This is a genomic window from uncultured Gemmiger sp., assembly GCF_934561205.1.
Lineage (GTDB): Bacteria > Bacillota > Clostridia > Oscillospirales > Ruminococcaceae > Gemmiger.
Map to the genome: position 1 here is coordinate 25,640 of NZ_CAKTFU010000004.1, position 13,599 is coordinate 39,238.

General features: G+C 59.8%; 16 protein-coding genes and 1 riboswitch. Of the genes, 11 read left to right on the forward strand and 5 right to left on the reverse strand.

The features are described from left to right. Nucleotides 1-11 precede the first annotated feature (11 nt). Both dapA and asd read right to left on the reverse strand, forming a co-directional pair. Nucleotides 12-902, reverse strand: coding sequence for a 4-hydroxy-tetrahydrodipicolinate synthase (gene dapA / locus Q0I19_RS03415; protein ID WP_294759019.1), 891 nt, complete (start codon nucleotides 900-902; stop codon nucleotides 12-14). 20 nt (nucleotides 903-922) lie between these two features. Further along, nucleotides 923-1,999: an aspartate-semialdehyde dehydrogenase gene (gene asd / locus Q0I19_RS03420; protein WP_294759017.1), complete on the reverse strand. Its 1,077-nt coding sequence runs from the start codon at nucleotides 1,997-1,999 to the stop codon at nucleotides 923-925. A gap of 125 nt (nucleotides 2,000-2,124) precedes the next feature. Next, nucleotides 2,125-2,300, reverse strand: a riboswitch (Lysine riboswitch). Between the two features lie 228 nt (nucleotides 2,301-2,528). On the opposite strand from asd, the gene queA reads away from it, so the two are divergent. The 5 genes from queA to Q0I19_RS03445 all read left to right on the forward strand — a co-directional run bounded on the left by queA (nucleotide 2,529) and on the right by Q0I19_RS03445 (nucleotide 7,617). Further along, nucleotides 2,529-3,557, forward strand: a complete 1,029-nt coding sequence (gene queA / locus Q0I19_RS03425) for a tRNA preQ1(34) S-adenosylmethionine ribosyltransferase-isomerase QueA (protein ID WP_294759015.1) — start codon at nucleotides 2,529-2,531, stop codon at nucleotides 3,555-3,557. Nucleotides 3,558-3,582: 25 nt separating this feature from the next. Further along, nucleotides 3,583-4,716 carry a tRNA guanosine(34) transglycosylase Tgt gene (tgt, locus tag Q0I19_RS03430; RefSeq protein ID WP_294759014.1) on the forward strand — a complete coding sequence of 378 codons (1,134 nt, stop codon included), beginning with the start codon at nucleotides 3,583-3,585 and terminating at the stop codon, nucleotides 4,714-4,716. A 128-nt stretch (nucleotides 4,717-4,844) separates the two neighbouring features. Beyond that, entirely contained in the window at nucleotides 4,845-6,020 is a 1,176-nt protein-coding gene (locus tag Q0I19_RS03435) for a phosphopentomutase (RefSeq protein WP_294759013.1), read from the forward strand. Then, nucleotides 6,004-6,837, forward strand: a complete 834-nt coding sequence (locus tag Q0I19_RS03440) for a YdcF family protein (RefSeq protein WP_294759011.1) — start codon at nucleotides 6,004-6,006, stop codon at nucleotides 6,835-6,837. The genes Q0I19_RS03435 and Q0I19_RS03440 overlap by 17 nt, the downstream gene beginning before the upstream one ends. A gap of 18 nt (nucleotides 6,838-6,855) precedes the next feature. Next, entirely contained in the window at nucleotides 6,856-7,617 is a 762-nt protein-coding gene (locus Q0I19_RS03445) for an alpha/beta hydrolase-fold protein (RefSeq protein WP_294759008.1), read from the forward strand. Nucleotides 7,618-7,674: 57 nt separating this feature from the next. Here the strand turns inward: Q0I19_RS03445 and Q0I19_RS03450 are convergent, their stop codons facing one another. The 3 genes from Q0I19_RS03450 to rpmB form a co-directional block, all read right to left on the reverse strand. After that, on the reverse strand, nucleotides 7,675-8,868 hold the full coding sequence (locus Q0I19_RS03450; RefSeq protein ID WP_294759006.1) for an ATP-grasp domain-containing protein: 1,194 nt from the start codon (nucleotides 8,866-8,868) through the stop codon (nucleotides 7,675-7,677). A gap of 17 nt (nucleotides 8,869-8,885) precedes the next feature. Beyond that, entirely contained in the window at nucleotides 8,886-9,059 is a 174-nt protein-coding gene (locus Q0I19_RS03455) for a DUF4250 domain-containing protein (protein ID WP_294759005.1), read from the reverse strand. A gap of 83 nt (nucleotides 9,060-9,142) precedes the next feature. Then, the gene (gene rpmB, locus Q0I19_RS03460; protein ID WP_294759002.1) at nucleotides 9,143-9,331 is read right to left on the reverse strand and encodes a 50S ribosomal protein L28; all 189 of its coding nucleotides are present in this window, start codon (nucleotides 9,329-9,331) and stop codon (nucleotides 9,143-9,145) included. Nucleotides 9,332-9,573: 242 nt separating this feature from the next. Between rpmB and Q0I19_RS03465 the strand changes: the two genes are divergently transcribed. Genes Q0I19_RS03465 through Q0I19_RS03490 form a run of 6 tightly spaced genes read left to right on the forward strand, consistent with a single transcriptional unit; the run spans nucleotide 9,574 to nucleotide 13,544 of the window. Next, a complete protein-coding gene (locus Q0I19_RS03465; RefSeq protein WP_294758999.1) occupies nucleotides 9,574-10,227 on the forward strand; it encodes a site-2 protease family protein in 654 nt (217 codons plus the stop codon). Continuing rightward, the gene (locus Q0I19_RS03470; RefSeq protein ID WP_294758996.1) at nucleotides 10,205-10,936 is read left to right on the forward strand and encodes a segregation/condensation protein A; all 732 of its coding nucleotides are present in this window, start codon (nucleotides 10,205-10,207) and stop codon (nucleotides 10,934-10,936) included. The genes Q0I19_RS03465 and Q0I19_RS03470 overlap by 23 nt, the downstream gene beginning before the upstream one ends. Further along, on the forward strand, nucleotides 10,929-11,510 hold the full coding sequence (gene scpB, locus Q0I19_RS03475; RefSeq protein ID WP_294758994.1) for an SMC-Scp complex subunit ScpB: 582 nt from the start codon (nucleotides 10,929-10,931) through the stop codon (nucleotides 11,508-11,510). The genes Q0I19_RS03470 and scpB overlap by 8 nt, the downstream gene beginning before the upstream one ends. 6 nt (nucleotides 11,511-11,516) lie before the next feature. Further along, nucleotides 11,517-12,335 carry a hypothetical protein gene (locus Q0I19_RS03480; RefSeq protein WP_294758992.1) on the forward strand — a complete coding sequence of 273 codons (819 nt, stop codon included), beginning with the start codon at nucleotides 11,517-11,519 and terminating at the stop codon, nucleotides 12,333-12,335. Between the two features lie 18 nt (nucleotides 12,336-12,353). Further along, entirely contained in the window at nucleotides 12,354-12,749 is a 396-nt protein-coding gene (gene ytfJ, locus Q0I19_RS03485) for a GerW family sporulation protein (RefSeq protein ID WP_294758989.1), read from the forward strand. Between the two features lie 3 nt (nucleotides 12,750-12,752). Then, nucleotides 12,753-13,544: a pseudouridine synthase gene (locus Q0I19_RS03490; RefSeq protein WP_294758986.1), complete on the forward strand. Its 792-nt coding sequence runs from the start codon at nucleotides 12,753-12,755 to the stop codon at nucleotides 13,542-13,544. Nucleotides 13,545-13,599: the final 55 nt, after the last annotated feature.

A 13,599-nucleotide genomic window follows, 5' to 3' on the forward strand; every position in this document is an offset into this window, starting at 1 on the left:
GGCTGAAGGGTTTATGACAGCAAACCGAACGCACGCAGGGCGCTGTCCAGCTGTGCCTGCACGGCTTCATTCGGGTCGACCAGCGGCAGGCGGCAAGCCCCGGCGTGCCAGCCAAGGCGGTTCATCGCCCACTTGACCGGGATGGGGTTTACATCGGCAAACAGCGCCTTGCACAGCGGCAGGGCGGCCAGCTGCATCGCAAGGCTGCCGGCGGTATCGCCCGCAAACCACTTGGCGCAGATGTCATGGGTGTAGCGCGGCGCCACGTTGGACAACACGCTGATCACGCCCTTGCCGCCCAGCGCCAGCAGCGGGACGATCTGGTCATCGTTGCCGGAGTAGATGTTCAGCTCCTCCCCGCAGGCTGCGGCGATCTCCGCCACCTGGCTGATGTTGCCGCTGGCCTCCTTCACCGCGTTGATGTTGGGGTGCTTGGCAAGCTGTTTAAGGCTTGCGGCGGTCAGGTTGCAGCCGGTGCGGCTGGGGACATTGTACAAAATGCAGGGCAGGTCCACGGCATCCGCAATGGCGGTGTAGTGGGCAATCAGACCGGCCTGGCTGGTTTTGTTGTAGTAGGGGGTGACCAGCAGCAGGGCGTCGGCGCCGTCCGCCTGCGCCTGACGGCTGAGCCAGACGGCGTACTTGGTATCGTTGGAGCCGGTGCCCGCAATGACAGGAACCCGCCCGGCGGTCTTTTTGACGGCGTAGCGGATGCACGCGGTATGCTCCTCATCCGTCATGGTGGGGGACTCGCCGGTGGTGCCGCAGATGACAATGGCATCGGTGCCGTTGTCGATCTGGTCGTCAATGATGCGCCCCAGCTCCTCAAAATCCACGCTGCCGTCGGCACGCATGGGGGTGATGATCGCCACGGCGGCGCCGGTAAAAACGGGCTTCTTCATAGGGAACACTCCTTCAAAAATCAGTCAAAATAGCCCTTGGCTGCCAGCAGCTCGGCCAGCAGCACACCGCCGCCGGCAGCGCCGCGCAGCGTATTGTGGGAAAGGCAGACAAACTTGTAATCGTACTGGGTATCCTCGCGCAGGCGTCCGATGCTGACCGCCATACCGTTTTCCAGCATACGGTCCAGCTTGGGCTGCGGGCGGTCGTTTTCCTCAAAATAATGCAGGAACTGCTTGGGGGCGCTGGGCAGTGCCAGCTCCTGGGCAGGACCGCGGAAGGTTTTCCATGCTTCCAGAATTTCCTCCTTGGAGGGCTTATGGGCAAAGCGCACAAAGACAGCGCCCATATGCCCGTCGGACACCGGCACGCGCAGGCACTGCGCGGTAAAGCGCGGACCATCGGCGCAGACGATCTTGTCGCCCTCGATGTGACCCCACAGCTTCAGCGGCTCCTGCTCGCTCTTCTCTTCCTCGCCGCCGATGTAGGGGATGACGTTATCCAGAATATCGGGGAAGGTTTCAAAGGTCTTGCCCGCGCCGGAAATTGCCTGATAGGTGCAGACCAGCACGTCGGTGATGTCATACTTGCGCAGCGGGTGCAGGGCGGGGACATAGCTCTGCAGGCTGCAGTTGGACTTTACGGCAATAAAGCCGCGCTTGGTGCCAAGACGCTGGCGCTGGGCGGGGATGATGTCGATGTGGTCGGCGTTGATCTCCGGCACGACCATCGGCACATCGGGGGTAAAGCGGTGGGCGCTGTTGTTGGAAACCACGGGGCATTCTGCCTTGGCGTAGGCTTCCTCCAGCGCTTTGATCTCCTCTTTTTTCATATTGACGGCGCAAAAGACAAAGTCCACCTTGGCGGCGACCTCTGCCACGTTGGCGGCGTCCAGCACCACCAGCTTTTTCGCCTGTTCGGGCATGGGGGTCTGCATCAGCCAGCGGCTGCCCACAGCCTCCTCATAGGTCTTGCCGGCGCTGCGGGCGCTGGCTGCCACAGCGGTCAGGCGGAACCAGGGGTGGTTTTCCAGCAGGGTTACAAAACGCTGCCCTACCATACCGGTTGCGCCGATGACACCTACATTGTACTGTTTCATTGTTCCTTTACCTACCTTTCTCATCCCACTCTATGCAAAAACAACGGTTTTGCCACCAAATTTGCATAGATAATAAAAAAACCGGTTGAAAACCGGCACAAAATGCAATATAATATCATATTGCATAACCACACAGCGCAACACGCCTTTTGGGCGTGACAGTCCCGCGTCTGTTCGACCGCGGACCCAGGTCGGTATGTGCCGCATACCGCCTTCGGCGAAACGCCCTTTTGCCTATCCTATGCCCTTGGCAGGGCTTGCAGAACAGGCTACTGATGCGTCCCGCACCTCTGTGCTTGGGTTTATTATAGTATCCCCGCAAGGGAATGTCAAGGCAATACCGCATATTTCTAAGTGCCGATACGGCGAGCGAGGTGCGGCAGCTGCTAAGCCAAAAGCGCAGATAATACTGGATGTCTTATCGAGCATTTTGGCAACGCAGATGCCGTGCCGCAGCCGCCGGAGCGGTGCTTAAGCCGTAAGGCGGGAAGTATGCGGTATTGACAAAAAGACTAAAGGAAAGAAAATCATGTTAAAAAAAGATTTTTGGTACGACCTGCCCAAAGAACTTATTGCGCAGGAACCCGCCGAGCCGCGCGATGCCGCCCGCCTGATGGTGCTGGACCGCAAGAGCGACAAGATCCTGCACTCGGTCTTTCACGAGCTGCCCCATTATCTGGAAAAGGGCGACCTGCTGGTGGTCAATAACTCCAAGGTCCTGCCCGCCCGCCTGATGGGTACCAAGGTGCCCACGGGCGCGGTTTGCGAGCTGCTGCTGCTGCGGCAGATAAAAGGGGATACCTGGGAGTGTCTGGCCCGCCCCGGCAAGCGTATGCAGGTGGGTACCAGGGTGGCATTCGGGGACGGCAGCCTGACCGCCACCGTGGACGAAACCCTGCCCGACGGCAACAAATATGTGACCTTTCAATATGACACCGAAACGCTGTACGAAAAGCTGGACGAGTTCGGCAAAATGCCGCTGCCGCCCTACATCACCAAGCAGCTGGAGGATCAAAGCCAGTACCAGACCGTCTACGCCAAGGAGCTGGGCAGCGCCGCCGCCCCCACGGCAGGGCTGCATTTTACCCCGCAGCTGCTGGATACCATCCGCTCGCGCGGCGTAAAAGTGGCGGAGGTCACCCTGCACGTCGGGCTGGGTACCTTCCGCCCCGTCAGCGAGGAAACCGTCGAGGCGCATCAGATGCACAGCGAGTGGTACAGCGTCAGCGAGGAAACGGCAAAGCTCATCAACGAGACCCGCGCCGCCGGGCATCGCGTCATTGCCGTGGGTACGACCAGCTGCCGCACGCTGGAATCCGTCTGGGCAAAGTACGGCAAGATCGTACCCTGCAGCGGCAACACCAGCATCTTTATCTACCCCGGCATTGAGCTGCACGCCATCGACGGGCTGATCACCAACTTCCACCTGCCCGAAAGCACGCTGATCATGCTGATTGCCGCCTTCTACGGCTACGACAAGACCATGGCTGCCTACAAGGTGGCTGTGGAGCAAAAATACCGCTTCTTCAGCTTCGGCGATGCTATGTTCATCCGCTGACACGACCCAGAAAGGAGTTTGCCCCATGCCTTACCGCCTTATCAAACAGGAGGGTACCGCCCGCCGCGGCGAATTTACTACGGTACACGGTACCGTGCAGACCCCCGCCTTCCAGAACGTTGCCACCGCCGCTGCCATCAAGGGCGGGCTTTCGGCGCTGGATCTAAAGGACATCCGCGCACAGGTCATGCTGTGCAACACCTACCACCTGCATCTGCGCCCCGGCGACAAGCTGGTGGCCGATATGGGCGGGCTGCACAAGTTCACCAAGTGGGACGGTCCCATTTTGACCGACAGCGGCGGGTTTCAGGTGTTCAGCCTGGCCAAGCTGCGCCAGATCACCGAGGAGGGCGTGACCTTCAACTCCCACCTCGACGGTCACCGCATCTTTATGGGACCCGAGCAGAGTATGCAGATCCAGGCCAACCTCGGCTCCACCATCGCCATGGCGTTTGACGAGTGCGTCGAAAATCCCGCCACCTACGAGTACGCCAAAAACAGCTGTGCGCGCACCGCACGCTGGCTGCTGCGCTGCAAGGACGAGATGGCGCGCCTCAAGCATGAGGAAAAGGCGGTCAACCCTGACCAGCTTTTGTTCGGCATCAATCAGGGCTGCACCTTTGCTGATCTGCGCGTGGAGCATATGAAGCAGATCGCCGAGTACGACCTGGACGGCTACGCCATCGGCGGCCTGGCCGTGGGCGAGCCTGCCGAGGTGATGTATGATATCATTTCCGCTGTCGAGCCTTTTGCCCCCAAGGACAAGATCCGCTACCTGATGGGCGTGGGCACGCCCGGCAATATCATTGAGGGCGTCTACCGCGGCGTCGATCTGTTCGACTGCGTTATGCCCAGCCGCAATGCCCGCCACGGCCACCTGTTCACCTGGGACGGCATCATCAACATCAAGAACCTGAAATATGAGCGCGACGAGTCGCCCATTGACCCTCACTGCGACTGCCCGGTCTGCCGCAATTTCAGCCGCGCCTATATCCGCCACCTGCAAAAGGCGGACGAAATTCTCGGTATGCGTCTGGCGGTCATGCACAACCTGTATTTCTACAACCACCTCATGGAGCGCATCCGCGAGGCGCTGGACAACGGCACCTTCCAACAGTTCCACGACACCTATGTAAAGCGTCTGGACACCCGCATCTGACACGCCACCCCCGCAGGACGGTTCGCCCGCCCGGCGGGGGTGTTTTGTGTGCATACTTTACTTTTTTCTGCGTTTCGGGTATAATACAATCAAATATACCCACTGCATCGAAGTAAGGAGAAACCACTATGGCAAAACGAGTTTTCCTGATCGTTCTCGACAGCTTCGGCATCGGCGCCGAGCCGGACGCCGCCGCGTTCGGGGATGCCGGCACCAACACGCTGGGCAGCATCGCCGCCCACCCCGCCTTCAAGGGCGAACACCTTGCCGAGCTGGGACTATTCAACATCGACGGCGTACAGGGCGGCACCCCCGCCGCCGCACCCTTGGGCAGCTTTGCCCGCCTGCGCGAAGCCAGCGCCGGCAAGGACACCACCATCGGGCATTGGGAAATTGCGGGGCTGCTCAGCGCCGAGCCGCTGCCCACCTTCCCGAACGGCTTCCCCCGGGAGCTGCTGGACGCCTTTACCGCCAAGACCGGCTACAAGGTGCTGTGCAACAAGCCCTATTCCGGCACGGACGTCATCCGCGACTACGGCGAGGAGCACATGAAAACCGGTGCGCTGATCGTCTACACCTCCGCCGACAGTGTGTTCCAGATCGCCGCCAACGAGGCGCTGGTTCCCGTGGAAAAGCTGTATGAAATTTGCGCCGCCGCCCGCGAGCTGCTGGTGGGCAAATACGGCGTGGGGCGCGTCATCGCCCGCCCCTTTGTGGGGGACTGCGCCGCCAACTTTACCCGCACCGCCCGCCGCCACGATTACAGCCTTGTCCCGCCGCATGACACCATGCTGGACGCTTTGCAGGCTGCCGGCAAACAGACCATCGGCGTGGGCAAAATTTACGATATTTTTGCGGGCAAAGGCATTGGCGAAACCATCCGCACCGCCGGCAATACCGAGGGGCTGCAGGTCACGCTGGCGCTGGCAGACCGCGACTTTGAGGGGCTTGCCTTTGTCAATCTGGTGGACTTTGATATGCTGTACGGCCACCGCCGCGACATTGCGGGCTACGCCGCCGCCGCTGCCGAGTTCAACGACTGGCTGCCCGGCTTTATGGGCAAAATGCGCCCCGGCGATATCCTGATGATCACCGCCGACCACGGCTGCGACCCCGGCTACACCAAGACCACCGACCACACCCGCGAGTATGTGCCGCTGCTGATCTACGGCGACGAGGTCCGCCCCGGCGTCAACCTGCATACCCGGTACAGCTTCGCCACCATTGCCGACACCGTCTGCAAGGCGCTGGGCGTGGACTATTGCCCCGCAGGCTGTGGGGTGTACGATGAAATTGCCAAGTAAAATGGGCGTTGTACTGCTGAATTTTCTGGCGCTCGCCTTGGCTGTGTACGCCGTGGGGCTGGCATTTACCAGCAACTTTAATATGGGCAACCTGCTGGTGTGGCTGCTGGCGGCGGCGGTGGCGGGGTACGCGGTATTCCGCAAGCCGCTGAACGTCTGGTTCTCCCACGGGGCAGGCAGGGTCGTGCTGGTGCTGTTGTGCGCCGGGCTTGCCGTGCAGGCGGGCATCATCGGCTTTCTGGCAATCAGCGGTTATGCCGACCGCCCCACAGGGCAGGAACAGGTCATGATCGTGCTGGGCGCAGGGCTTCGCAAGGATAAGCCCAGCACCCTTCTGCGGATGCGGCTGGATGCGGCGTATGCCTACGCCGAGCAGCACCCTGAACTGCTCATCGTCACCAGCGGCGGGCAAGGGCGCGACGAGACTGTGGCAGAGGGTACCGCCATGCGGGACTATCTGATCCAAAAGGGGATAGACCCCGCCCGCGTTCTGGCGGAAACCAAGTCCACCTCCACAGAGGAAAACTTCGAGTTTTCGCTGGATATCCTGCGCGGGTACGGCGTCAGCGAAACTACGCCCATCGTCTATGTTAGCAATGCGTTTCACTGCTACCGCGCAGGGCGCTACGCCGAAAAAGCGGGCTTTACCCATGCGGCGGCGCTGCCTGCCCGCACCCCGCCGCGCAGTCTGCTGCCCTGCTACCTGCGCGAGGTCTTTGCGGTTTTGTATTACTGGGTGTTCAAAACCTCCGAAAGCGGCTTTATGCACGCGATGGTGGGGGTCCTGAGCCTGAACAAGCGCTTTTTCTACAAATAAACGGAGGAGGGAACTGCCATGCAGATCCGCTACTACAAAGAATACAGCCGGTTTTTGAACCGTTTTATGGAGTTTAAGGTCTACGGCCACGCCGGACGCCCGATTTTGATTTTCCCCTGCCAGAGCGGGCGCTTTTATGACTGGGAGGATCGCAATATGTGCAACCTTGCCGCGCCGTGGATCGACGCGGGCAAGCTGCAGATCATCACGGCGGACAGCATCGACCCTGAAAGCTGGGACAACCACGGCCCCTGCCGCCCGCGCATTGAGATGCAGGAGCGCTGGTACAACTATGTCTGCGAGGAGCTGACCCCCCGCTTGCTGGAGATCAACCGCGAGCAGGGCCCCGACCACACCGGGCAGGTGCTGGTGGGCGGCGCCAGCATGGGCGGCGGTCATGCCGTGAACTTCTTCCTGCGCCGTCCGGATTTATTTAACGGCACTATTGCCCTCAGCGGGCTGTATTCCTCCGGGATGTTCTTCGGCGATTACATGGATGACCTCGTCTACCGCAATTCCCCCTGCGATTACATGCGCAATTTCCCGGAAAATCACCCCTACAAAAAGCTGTTCGCCAAAGCGGACAAGTTTATTCTCTGCTGCGGTCAGGGACAGTGGGAGGAGGATCTGCTTGCCTCCACCAGGGAATTGCAGGCCATTCTCGAAAGCAAGGACATCCACCCCTTTGTGGACATCTGGGGTACCGATGTTTCGCACGACTGGTACTGGTGGGAAAAGCAGTGGGTCTATTTCCTGCAGATGACGCTGGGCGATGCCTGATTTTAGACTTACAAACAAAAACGGCTGCACCCCTTTGCGGGGCGCAGCCGTTTTCTCTTACTTTACTTCCTGCACATACCGGATAAACGCATCGCGCTCGGCGGTGGATTTGACCACGGCGGTGTACATCATATCGCCCATGTCCAGCCGCAGGGCTTCGGGCAGACGCTCATACATTTTGATGCGGCTGCCGTAGCGGTTCATGATCTGCTGGTGGCTGTGCTTGTACATGTGGCAGTCGCGGCGGGCAGCGTATACGCAAAAATACTTCGGTCCGTTCAAATCAAGATTGCGCACCTCGTCATAGCATACCATGTCCGCCCAAATCTGGTAACAGTCCACCGAGTTGGCAAAGTTGATCATATCGGGGGTGTAGCCGCCGGCGGGGCGCATATTGACCTCCAGCGCGACGTAATCGCCCTTTTTGCCAAGACCCGGCTTGTCCTCATTCAGCTGGAAAAACTCGCAGTGGAAAAACCGACTCTTGGCGCCGAACGCCTTGATGGTGCGAAAGCCCACGTCCTTTAAGGCGGCGGGCACCTTTTTCTGCGTCCAGTAGCACAAGTCTCCGTTGCTGCTCACGATATCCAGCAGCGGGGTGGGGAATACGTTGCTGGTGTAAAACAGCGGCACACAGTGGCTGTCTGCCACGCCGTCAAAGCTGACGATGGTGCCGTTGATAAATTCCTCCATAATATAGGGCACGGCGTGGGGTTTTGCGTAAAATGCTTTCAGCTCGGCAAAGTTTTTCAGCTTGTAGGTCGCCTCTGCCCCGCAGCCGTTGTCCGGCTTTACGATGACAGGGTAGCCGACCTCCTTAATAAAAGCCCGTGCCGCCGCAAGCGTGCTGACCATATGGTGGCGTGCCACCGGCACCCCGGCGGCGATGTAGCTTTCCTTCATGCGGCTTTTGTACTTGATGCGCTCGATAAAATCGTTTTTGGCGCCGGAATTGATGTTAAAATCGGTGCGCATCTGGGCGTCCATTTCCAGCCAGTATTCGTTGTTGGATTCCACCCAGTCGATCTTGCCGTAGTGGAAGGTAAAATACGCCATCGCGCGCAGCATCTCATCGTAGCTGCCCAGATCGTTGACCCGGTAATATTCGGTCAGGCAGTGCTTTAACTCCCACGGAATCTCATCAAAAGAAGCATCCCCGATACCCAGAACGTTTACGCCGTTGCGGTGCAGGCGGTCGCAAAAATTCCAATAGGTACGGGGAAAATGGGGGCTGACAAAAACAAAATTCATAACGGTTGAAACTTCCCTTACACAAACTGATTATGCTCGGCGTCGTACTCGTAGCCGATCTCCGCCAATTTGGCGCACAGGGTGGCCTTGTCGGCGTTTTCCTGTTCACACAGGGCATCCAGCGCGGGGCAGCGATCCCGCAGTTGGGTGTTTACATAGCTTAAAAGGATCACAGGGTCCTGCGGCAGCATAACAATAACCCCTCTCAAAAAACAGTACAGTATAAAAGAGAAAAAGCCGGTCACACGATGTGACCGGCATTTTTTCTTTCCAATCAGACCGCGCGGGTAACTTTACCAGAGCGCAGGCAGCGGGTGCAGGCGTAGATATACTTCGGGGAACCGTCCACGATTGCCTTCACACGCTTGACGTTGGGGTTCCAGGTACGGTTGCTCCGACGATGAGAGTGAGAAACCTGAATGCCGAAAGAAACGCCCTTATCACAGCAAGAACATTTGGCCATAATTGCTTGCACCTCCTTTTCAATAGCTGTACTATTATACCTGATAATTTGACGGATTGCAAGCCCCCTTGGCCTAAAATTTCAACTTTTTTGCAAAATTTTTTGGCGCAGCAGCGCACAGGGGCAAAAAGTGCGGCTTGCTGCCGCTGCGGGACTTGTGTTTGACGCGCTTTTACGCTATAATAGGAACAGTATATTTTAATGGGGCGGTGTTTGTTCTGAACGGGTTACTCTCTCCGACAATGGTTTTGCAGTACCTTCTGCGGGCCATGGTGGTGCTCATCGCGCTGCCGTTTCACGAGTCGGCGCACGCGCTGGTCAGCCACTGGCTGGGGGACGATACCGCCAAGCGGCAGGGGCGCATCTCGCTGAACCCGCTGCATCATCTGGACCCCGTCGGCGCAGTGTGTATGTTGGTGGGCGGCGTCGGCTGGGCCAAGCCTGTGGGCATCAACGCAGCCAACTTCCGCAACCCCAAGGTGGGCATGGCGGTTTCCGCTGCGGCGGGTCCCGCGTCCAACCTGCTGCTGGCGTGGCTGAGTATGGTTTTGTACCGCATCGGCTATTGGGCGGGCTGGCAGCAAACCCTGCCCGTGGCGATGATGTTCCTTTATTATATGATCGTGATGAATTTAAGCCTGGCGGCGTTCAACCTGATGCCGCTGCCGCCCTTTGACGGCAGCCGGGTCGTGCTGCTGTTTTTGCCGCAGCGGCTGTACTTCCGCGTCATGCAGTACGAGCGCTATATCATGCTGGCCATGCTGTTTCTGACCTTTACAGGTCTATTGGACCGCCCGCTGGCGGCGGTGGTCAACTTTTTGTGGGGCGGGCTGGTAGACGCAACCAACTTTGTAGATACAATCGGGGGTTATTTTGCAAGAGGCATTAACGTTTAAGATAGAGGATTTTGAAGGCCCGCTGGATATGCTGCTGTATCTGGTCGGCAAAAATAAGATGAACCTCTACGACATCAACCTGATGACCCTCATCGACCAATATACCGAGGCAATCCGCACCCTGCAGCAGGACCGTATGGACATCGCCAGCGAGTTCATTGATATGGCGGCGCATCTTGTCCAGATGAAAAGCGCGCTGCTTCTGCCCCGCAGCCCCGAGGCCGAGCGCATGAAAGCCGAGCTGACCGGGCGCTTGATTGAGTACAGCGCCTGCAAGGAGGTCGCCGCCCAGCTGGGCGGCCGTGCGCGGGATATTACCACCTTTGTGCGCGAGCCGATGCCGCTGGTCGGCGCGGCAGAGTACACCCGCCCGCACGACCCCTACAAGCTGGTGCAGGCGTGGTTCGGTCTGATGGGACGCGGCACCCGCAAGCGCAAGCCCACGCAGGAACGCTTTGAGCCGCTGGTCACCGCGCCGTTTGTGTCGGTGGCCAGCCGTGTATCGCACATGCTGCGCGGACTGCTGAAAGGCTCGCTGCACAAGATGGGGCAGCTATTCAGCGCCGAGGAAAGCCGCAGCACCAACGTGGCCACCTTTTTGGCACTGCTGGAGCTGATCCGCGCAGGGCGTGTGCAGGTGGCCGACGACGGCGGGCTGAATTTAGACCGCACCCACCGCCGCAGAAAGGAGAACCCCACCCATGAATGAGAACCAACATCTGGGCGCACTGGAAGCCATGCTGTTTGCCCACGCCGAGCCGGTGGAAACCGCCCGCCTGGCCGATGCCCTGCGCCTCGAAAAAGCGCAGACCGAGGCGCTTTTGCAGCGCTTGCAGCAGCGCTATGACGAGCAGGAAAGCGGCCTTGCCCTTTTGTATTTTGCCCCCGACCGCTGGCAGATGACCACCCGCCCGTACTACGGCGAACTGGTCAAGCGAATTCTGGACACCCGCCGCAATGCCCCGCTTTCGCCCGCCGCGCTGGAGGTGCTGGCGGTCATCGCCTACAACCAGCCGGTGTCCCGCAGCTTTATTGAGCAGGTGCGCGGCGTGGATTCCTCCGGTACGGTGGCGAAGCTGCTGGAAAAAGGTCTGATCGAGGAAGCCGGGCGTCTGGACCTGCCGGGCAAGCCGGTGGCATTTCAGGTCACCGACACCTTCCTGCGGGTATTCGGGCTGGGCAGCCTGGCCGATCTGCCGCCGCTACACGGCGAGGTGGGGGAGGACACCCCCGAACCCGACCCTGACCCCGACGCCGAGGCAGAACAGCTGGAATGGAAGTGACAGCCCGTGACGATACTGTTGGTGATCCTTAAAATTTTGGGCGCTGTGCTGTTGCTTTTGCTGCTCTTGCTGCTGGCGGCGCTGCTGCTGCCGCTGGGGCTGGATATCCGATACAAGGCGGGACGCTGGCAGGTGCAGGCGCGGTATGCGATGCTGCACTTCACACTGTACCCGCCCAAAAGTGCACCGCAGCAAACGCCAAGCCCCGCACCCGAAACACCCAAAGAAAACCCGCCCGCCGCGGAAAAACCAAACCCGCCGTCCGCAACCGAGGCGGAACCCGCGCAGAATACGCAAAAGGCGGACAAGCCCCAGCCGCCCCCAAAGCAGCCGCCGGAGACGAAACCTGCCGCCAAGGCACAGGCAAAGCCGGAGCCGAAACCCCAAGCTGGGGGGCTGCCGTTCGGCATCGGGGCGCGTCTTGACGCCGCCCTTGCGCTGCTGCAAAGGGACCCGGTTGCGTTTGTAAAATGCGCCTTCGGGCATCTGGGCTGGCTGGGCAGGGGGCTTGCCAAAAGCCTGCGCCTTGACCATGTAACGGTTTTCTGGACGGTCACGGGGCAGGATGCCGCCGCCACCGCCGTAAGCTACGGCGCGCTGCTGGGGGCGCTGAACACCGCGTGGGCGCTGCTGCAGCAATCGGTGCGGGTACAGGCGGACAGCCTGCGCCTGGAACCCGATTTTACAGGGCAGCAAAAGGCAAACCGCTGTATCTCTTTGCAGGTGCGTTCCTGCGCCGCCGTTTTGCTGTGGCTGGCGCTGCGTTTCGCACGGCGTTTATACAAAGAACCCCTCTGGCAGCCTCAAAAACAAGAAACATGTTGATATAAGGAGGAATCTACTATGGCAGAGCATCCTATTCAGGGTATGATGGGCGTTACCATCGACAAAATTCGTGAAATGGTGGACACAAGCACCATCATCGGTGAGCCTATCCACCCCGACGAAAAAACCACCATCATTCCCGTCTCCAAGGTGACCTTCGGCTTTGCCTCCGGCGGGTCGGATGTCGGCCCCCAGTCGAGCAAGCAGATGTTCGGCGGCGGCAGCGGCGCCGGTGTGTCGGTAACGCCGGTGGCATTTCTCGTCATTTCTGACGGCAATGTGCGCACCGTGCAGCTGATCGACAAGGTTACGGCCGTCGATAACGTCGTGGCGTCGCTGCCCGAACTGGTGGACAAGGTCACCGCACTGATCAAAAAAGAAAAACCCGCCCCCGCGCAGGACAACAAGGAGTAAATGATGGCAGAACAACGCATCCAAAAAGTATTGGCAGATCAGGGCATCTGCTCCCGCCGTGAGGCCGAGCGCCTGATCGCCGCCGGCAAGGTCAAGGTCAACGGCCACCCCGTGGGTCTGGGCGACAAGATGGACCCCGATTTTGACAAGGTGTCCATCGACGGCAAGACCCAGCGCATCGTGCGCAAGCGCCAGTACACCTATATCATGCTGCACAAGCCCCGCGGCTTTTTGACCACCCGCAGCGACGACCGCGGCCGCAAGACCGTTATGGATCTTGTGGCGGACGTGCCCGCCATGCTGCGCCCGGTGGGCCGCCTGGATAAGGACAGCGAGGGTCTTTTGCTGCTCAGCGATGACGGCGCGTTCATCAACCTGCTGACCCACCCGTCCGGCGGCGTGGGCAAGCTGTACCGCGTTACCGTCAACCCCCGCGCCACCGAGGAACAGATCATCGCCATGTCCAGCGGCATCGTGCTGGACGACGGCGTCAAGACCCAGCCCTGCGTGATCCACGTTGTCACCGATGAGCCGGGCCGCACCGTGCTGGAAATTACCCTGCACGAGGGGCGCAACCGCCAGATCCGCCGTATGTGCAGCGCCGTGGGGCTGCAGGTCGTGCGCCTCAAGCGCACCGCGCAAGGCCCCGTCAAGCTCGGTATGCTGCAGCCCGGCGAGTACCGCGAGCTGAAAAAGAGCGAGGTCAGCGCCCTGCGCAACGCCGCGCAGAAATCCGGCGGCAGCGCCAAGGCGGCACCCCGCCGCCCCGGCCCGCTGCCCACCAAGGAAAACTGACGGCAAAAATTTGGCAAAAAACCTGAAAAATGCAAGAAATTCTCTTGTCTATTTT

Coding starts and splice junctions, on each gene's coding strand:
- asd (WP_294759017.1), bottom strand. CDS start 1,999: ATGAAACAGTACAATGTAGGTGTCATCGGCGCAACCGGTATGGTAGGG.
- Q0I19_RS03465 (WP_294758999.1), top strand. CDS start 9,574: ATGGTTTTGCAGTACCTTCTGCGGGCCATGGTGGTGCTCATCGCGCTG.
- Q0I19_RS03490 (WP_294758986.1), top strand. CDS start 12,753: ATGGCAGAACAACGCATCCAAAAAGTATTGGCAGATCAGGGCATCTGC.
- Q0I19_RS03445 (WP_294759008.1), top strand. CDS start 6,856: ATGCAGATCCGCTACTACAAAGAATACAGCCGGTTTTTGAACCGTTTT.
- Q0I19_RS03440 (WP_294759011.1), top strand. CDS start 6,004: ATGAAATTGCCAAGTAAAATGGGCGTTGTACTGCTGAATTTTCTGGCG.
- Q0I19_RS03455 (WP_294759005.1), bottom strand. CDS start 9,059: ATGCTGCCGCAGGACCCTGTGATCCTTTTAAGCTATGTAAACACCCAA.
- tgt (WP_294759014.1), top strand. CDS start 3,583: ATGCCTTACCGCCTTATCAAACAGGAGGGTACCGCCCGCCGCGGCGAA.
- ytfJ (WP_294758989.1), top strand. CDS start 12,354: ATGGCAGAGCATCCTATTCAGGGTATGATGGGCGTTACCATCGACAAA.
- queA (WP_294759015.1), top strand. CDS start 2,529: ATGTTAAAAAAAGATTTTTGGTACGACCTGCCCAAAGAACTTATTGCG.
- rpmB (WP_294759002.1), bottom strand. CDS start 9,331: ATGGCCAAATGTTCTTGCTGTGATAAGGGCGTTTCTTTCGGCATTCAG.
- Q0I19_RS03435 (WP_294759013.1), top strand. CDS start 4,845: ATGGCAAAACGAGTTTTCCTGATCGTTCTCGACAGCTTCGGCATCGGC.
- Q0I19_RS03450 (WP_294759006.1), bottom strand. CDS start 8,868: ATGAATTTTGTTTTTGTCAGCCCCCATTTTCCCCGTACCTATTGGAAT.
- scpB (WP_294758994.1), top strand. CDS start 10,929: ATGAATGAGAACCAACATCTGGGCGCACTGGAAGCCATGCTGTTTGCC.
- dapA (WP_294759019.1), bottom strand. CDS start 902: ATGAAGAAGCCCGTTTTTACCGGCGCCGCCGTGGCGATCATCACCCCC.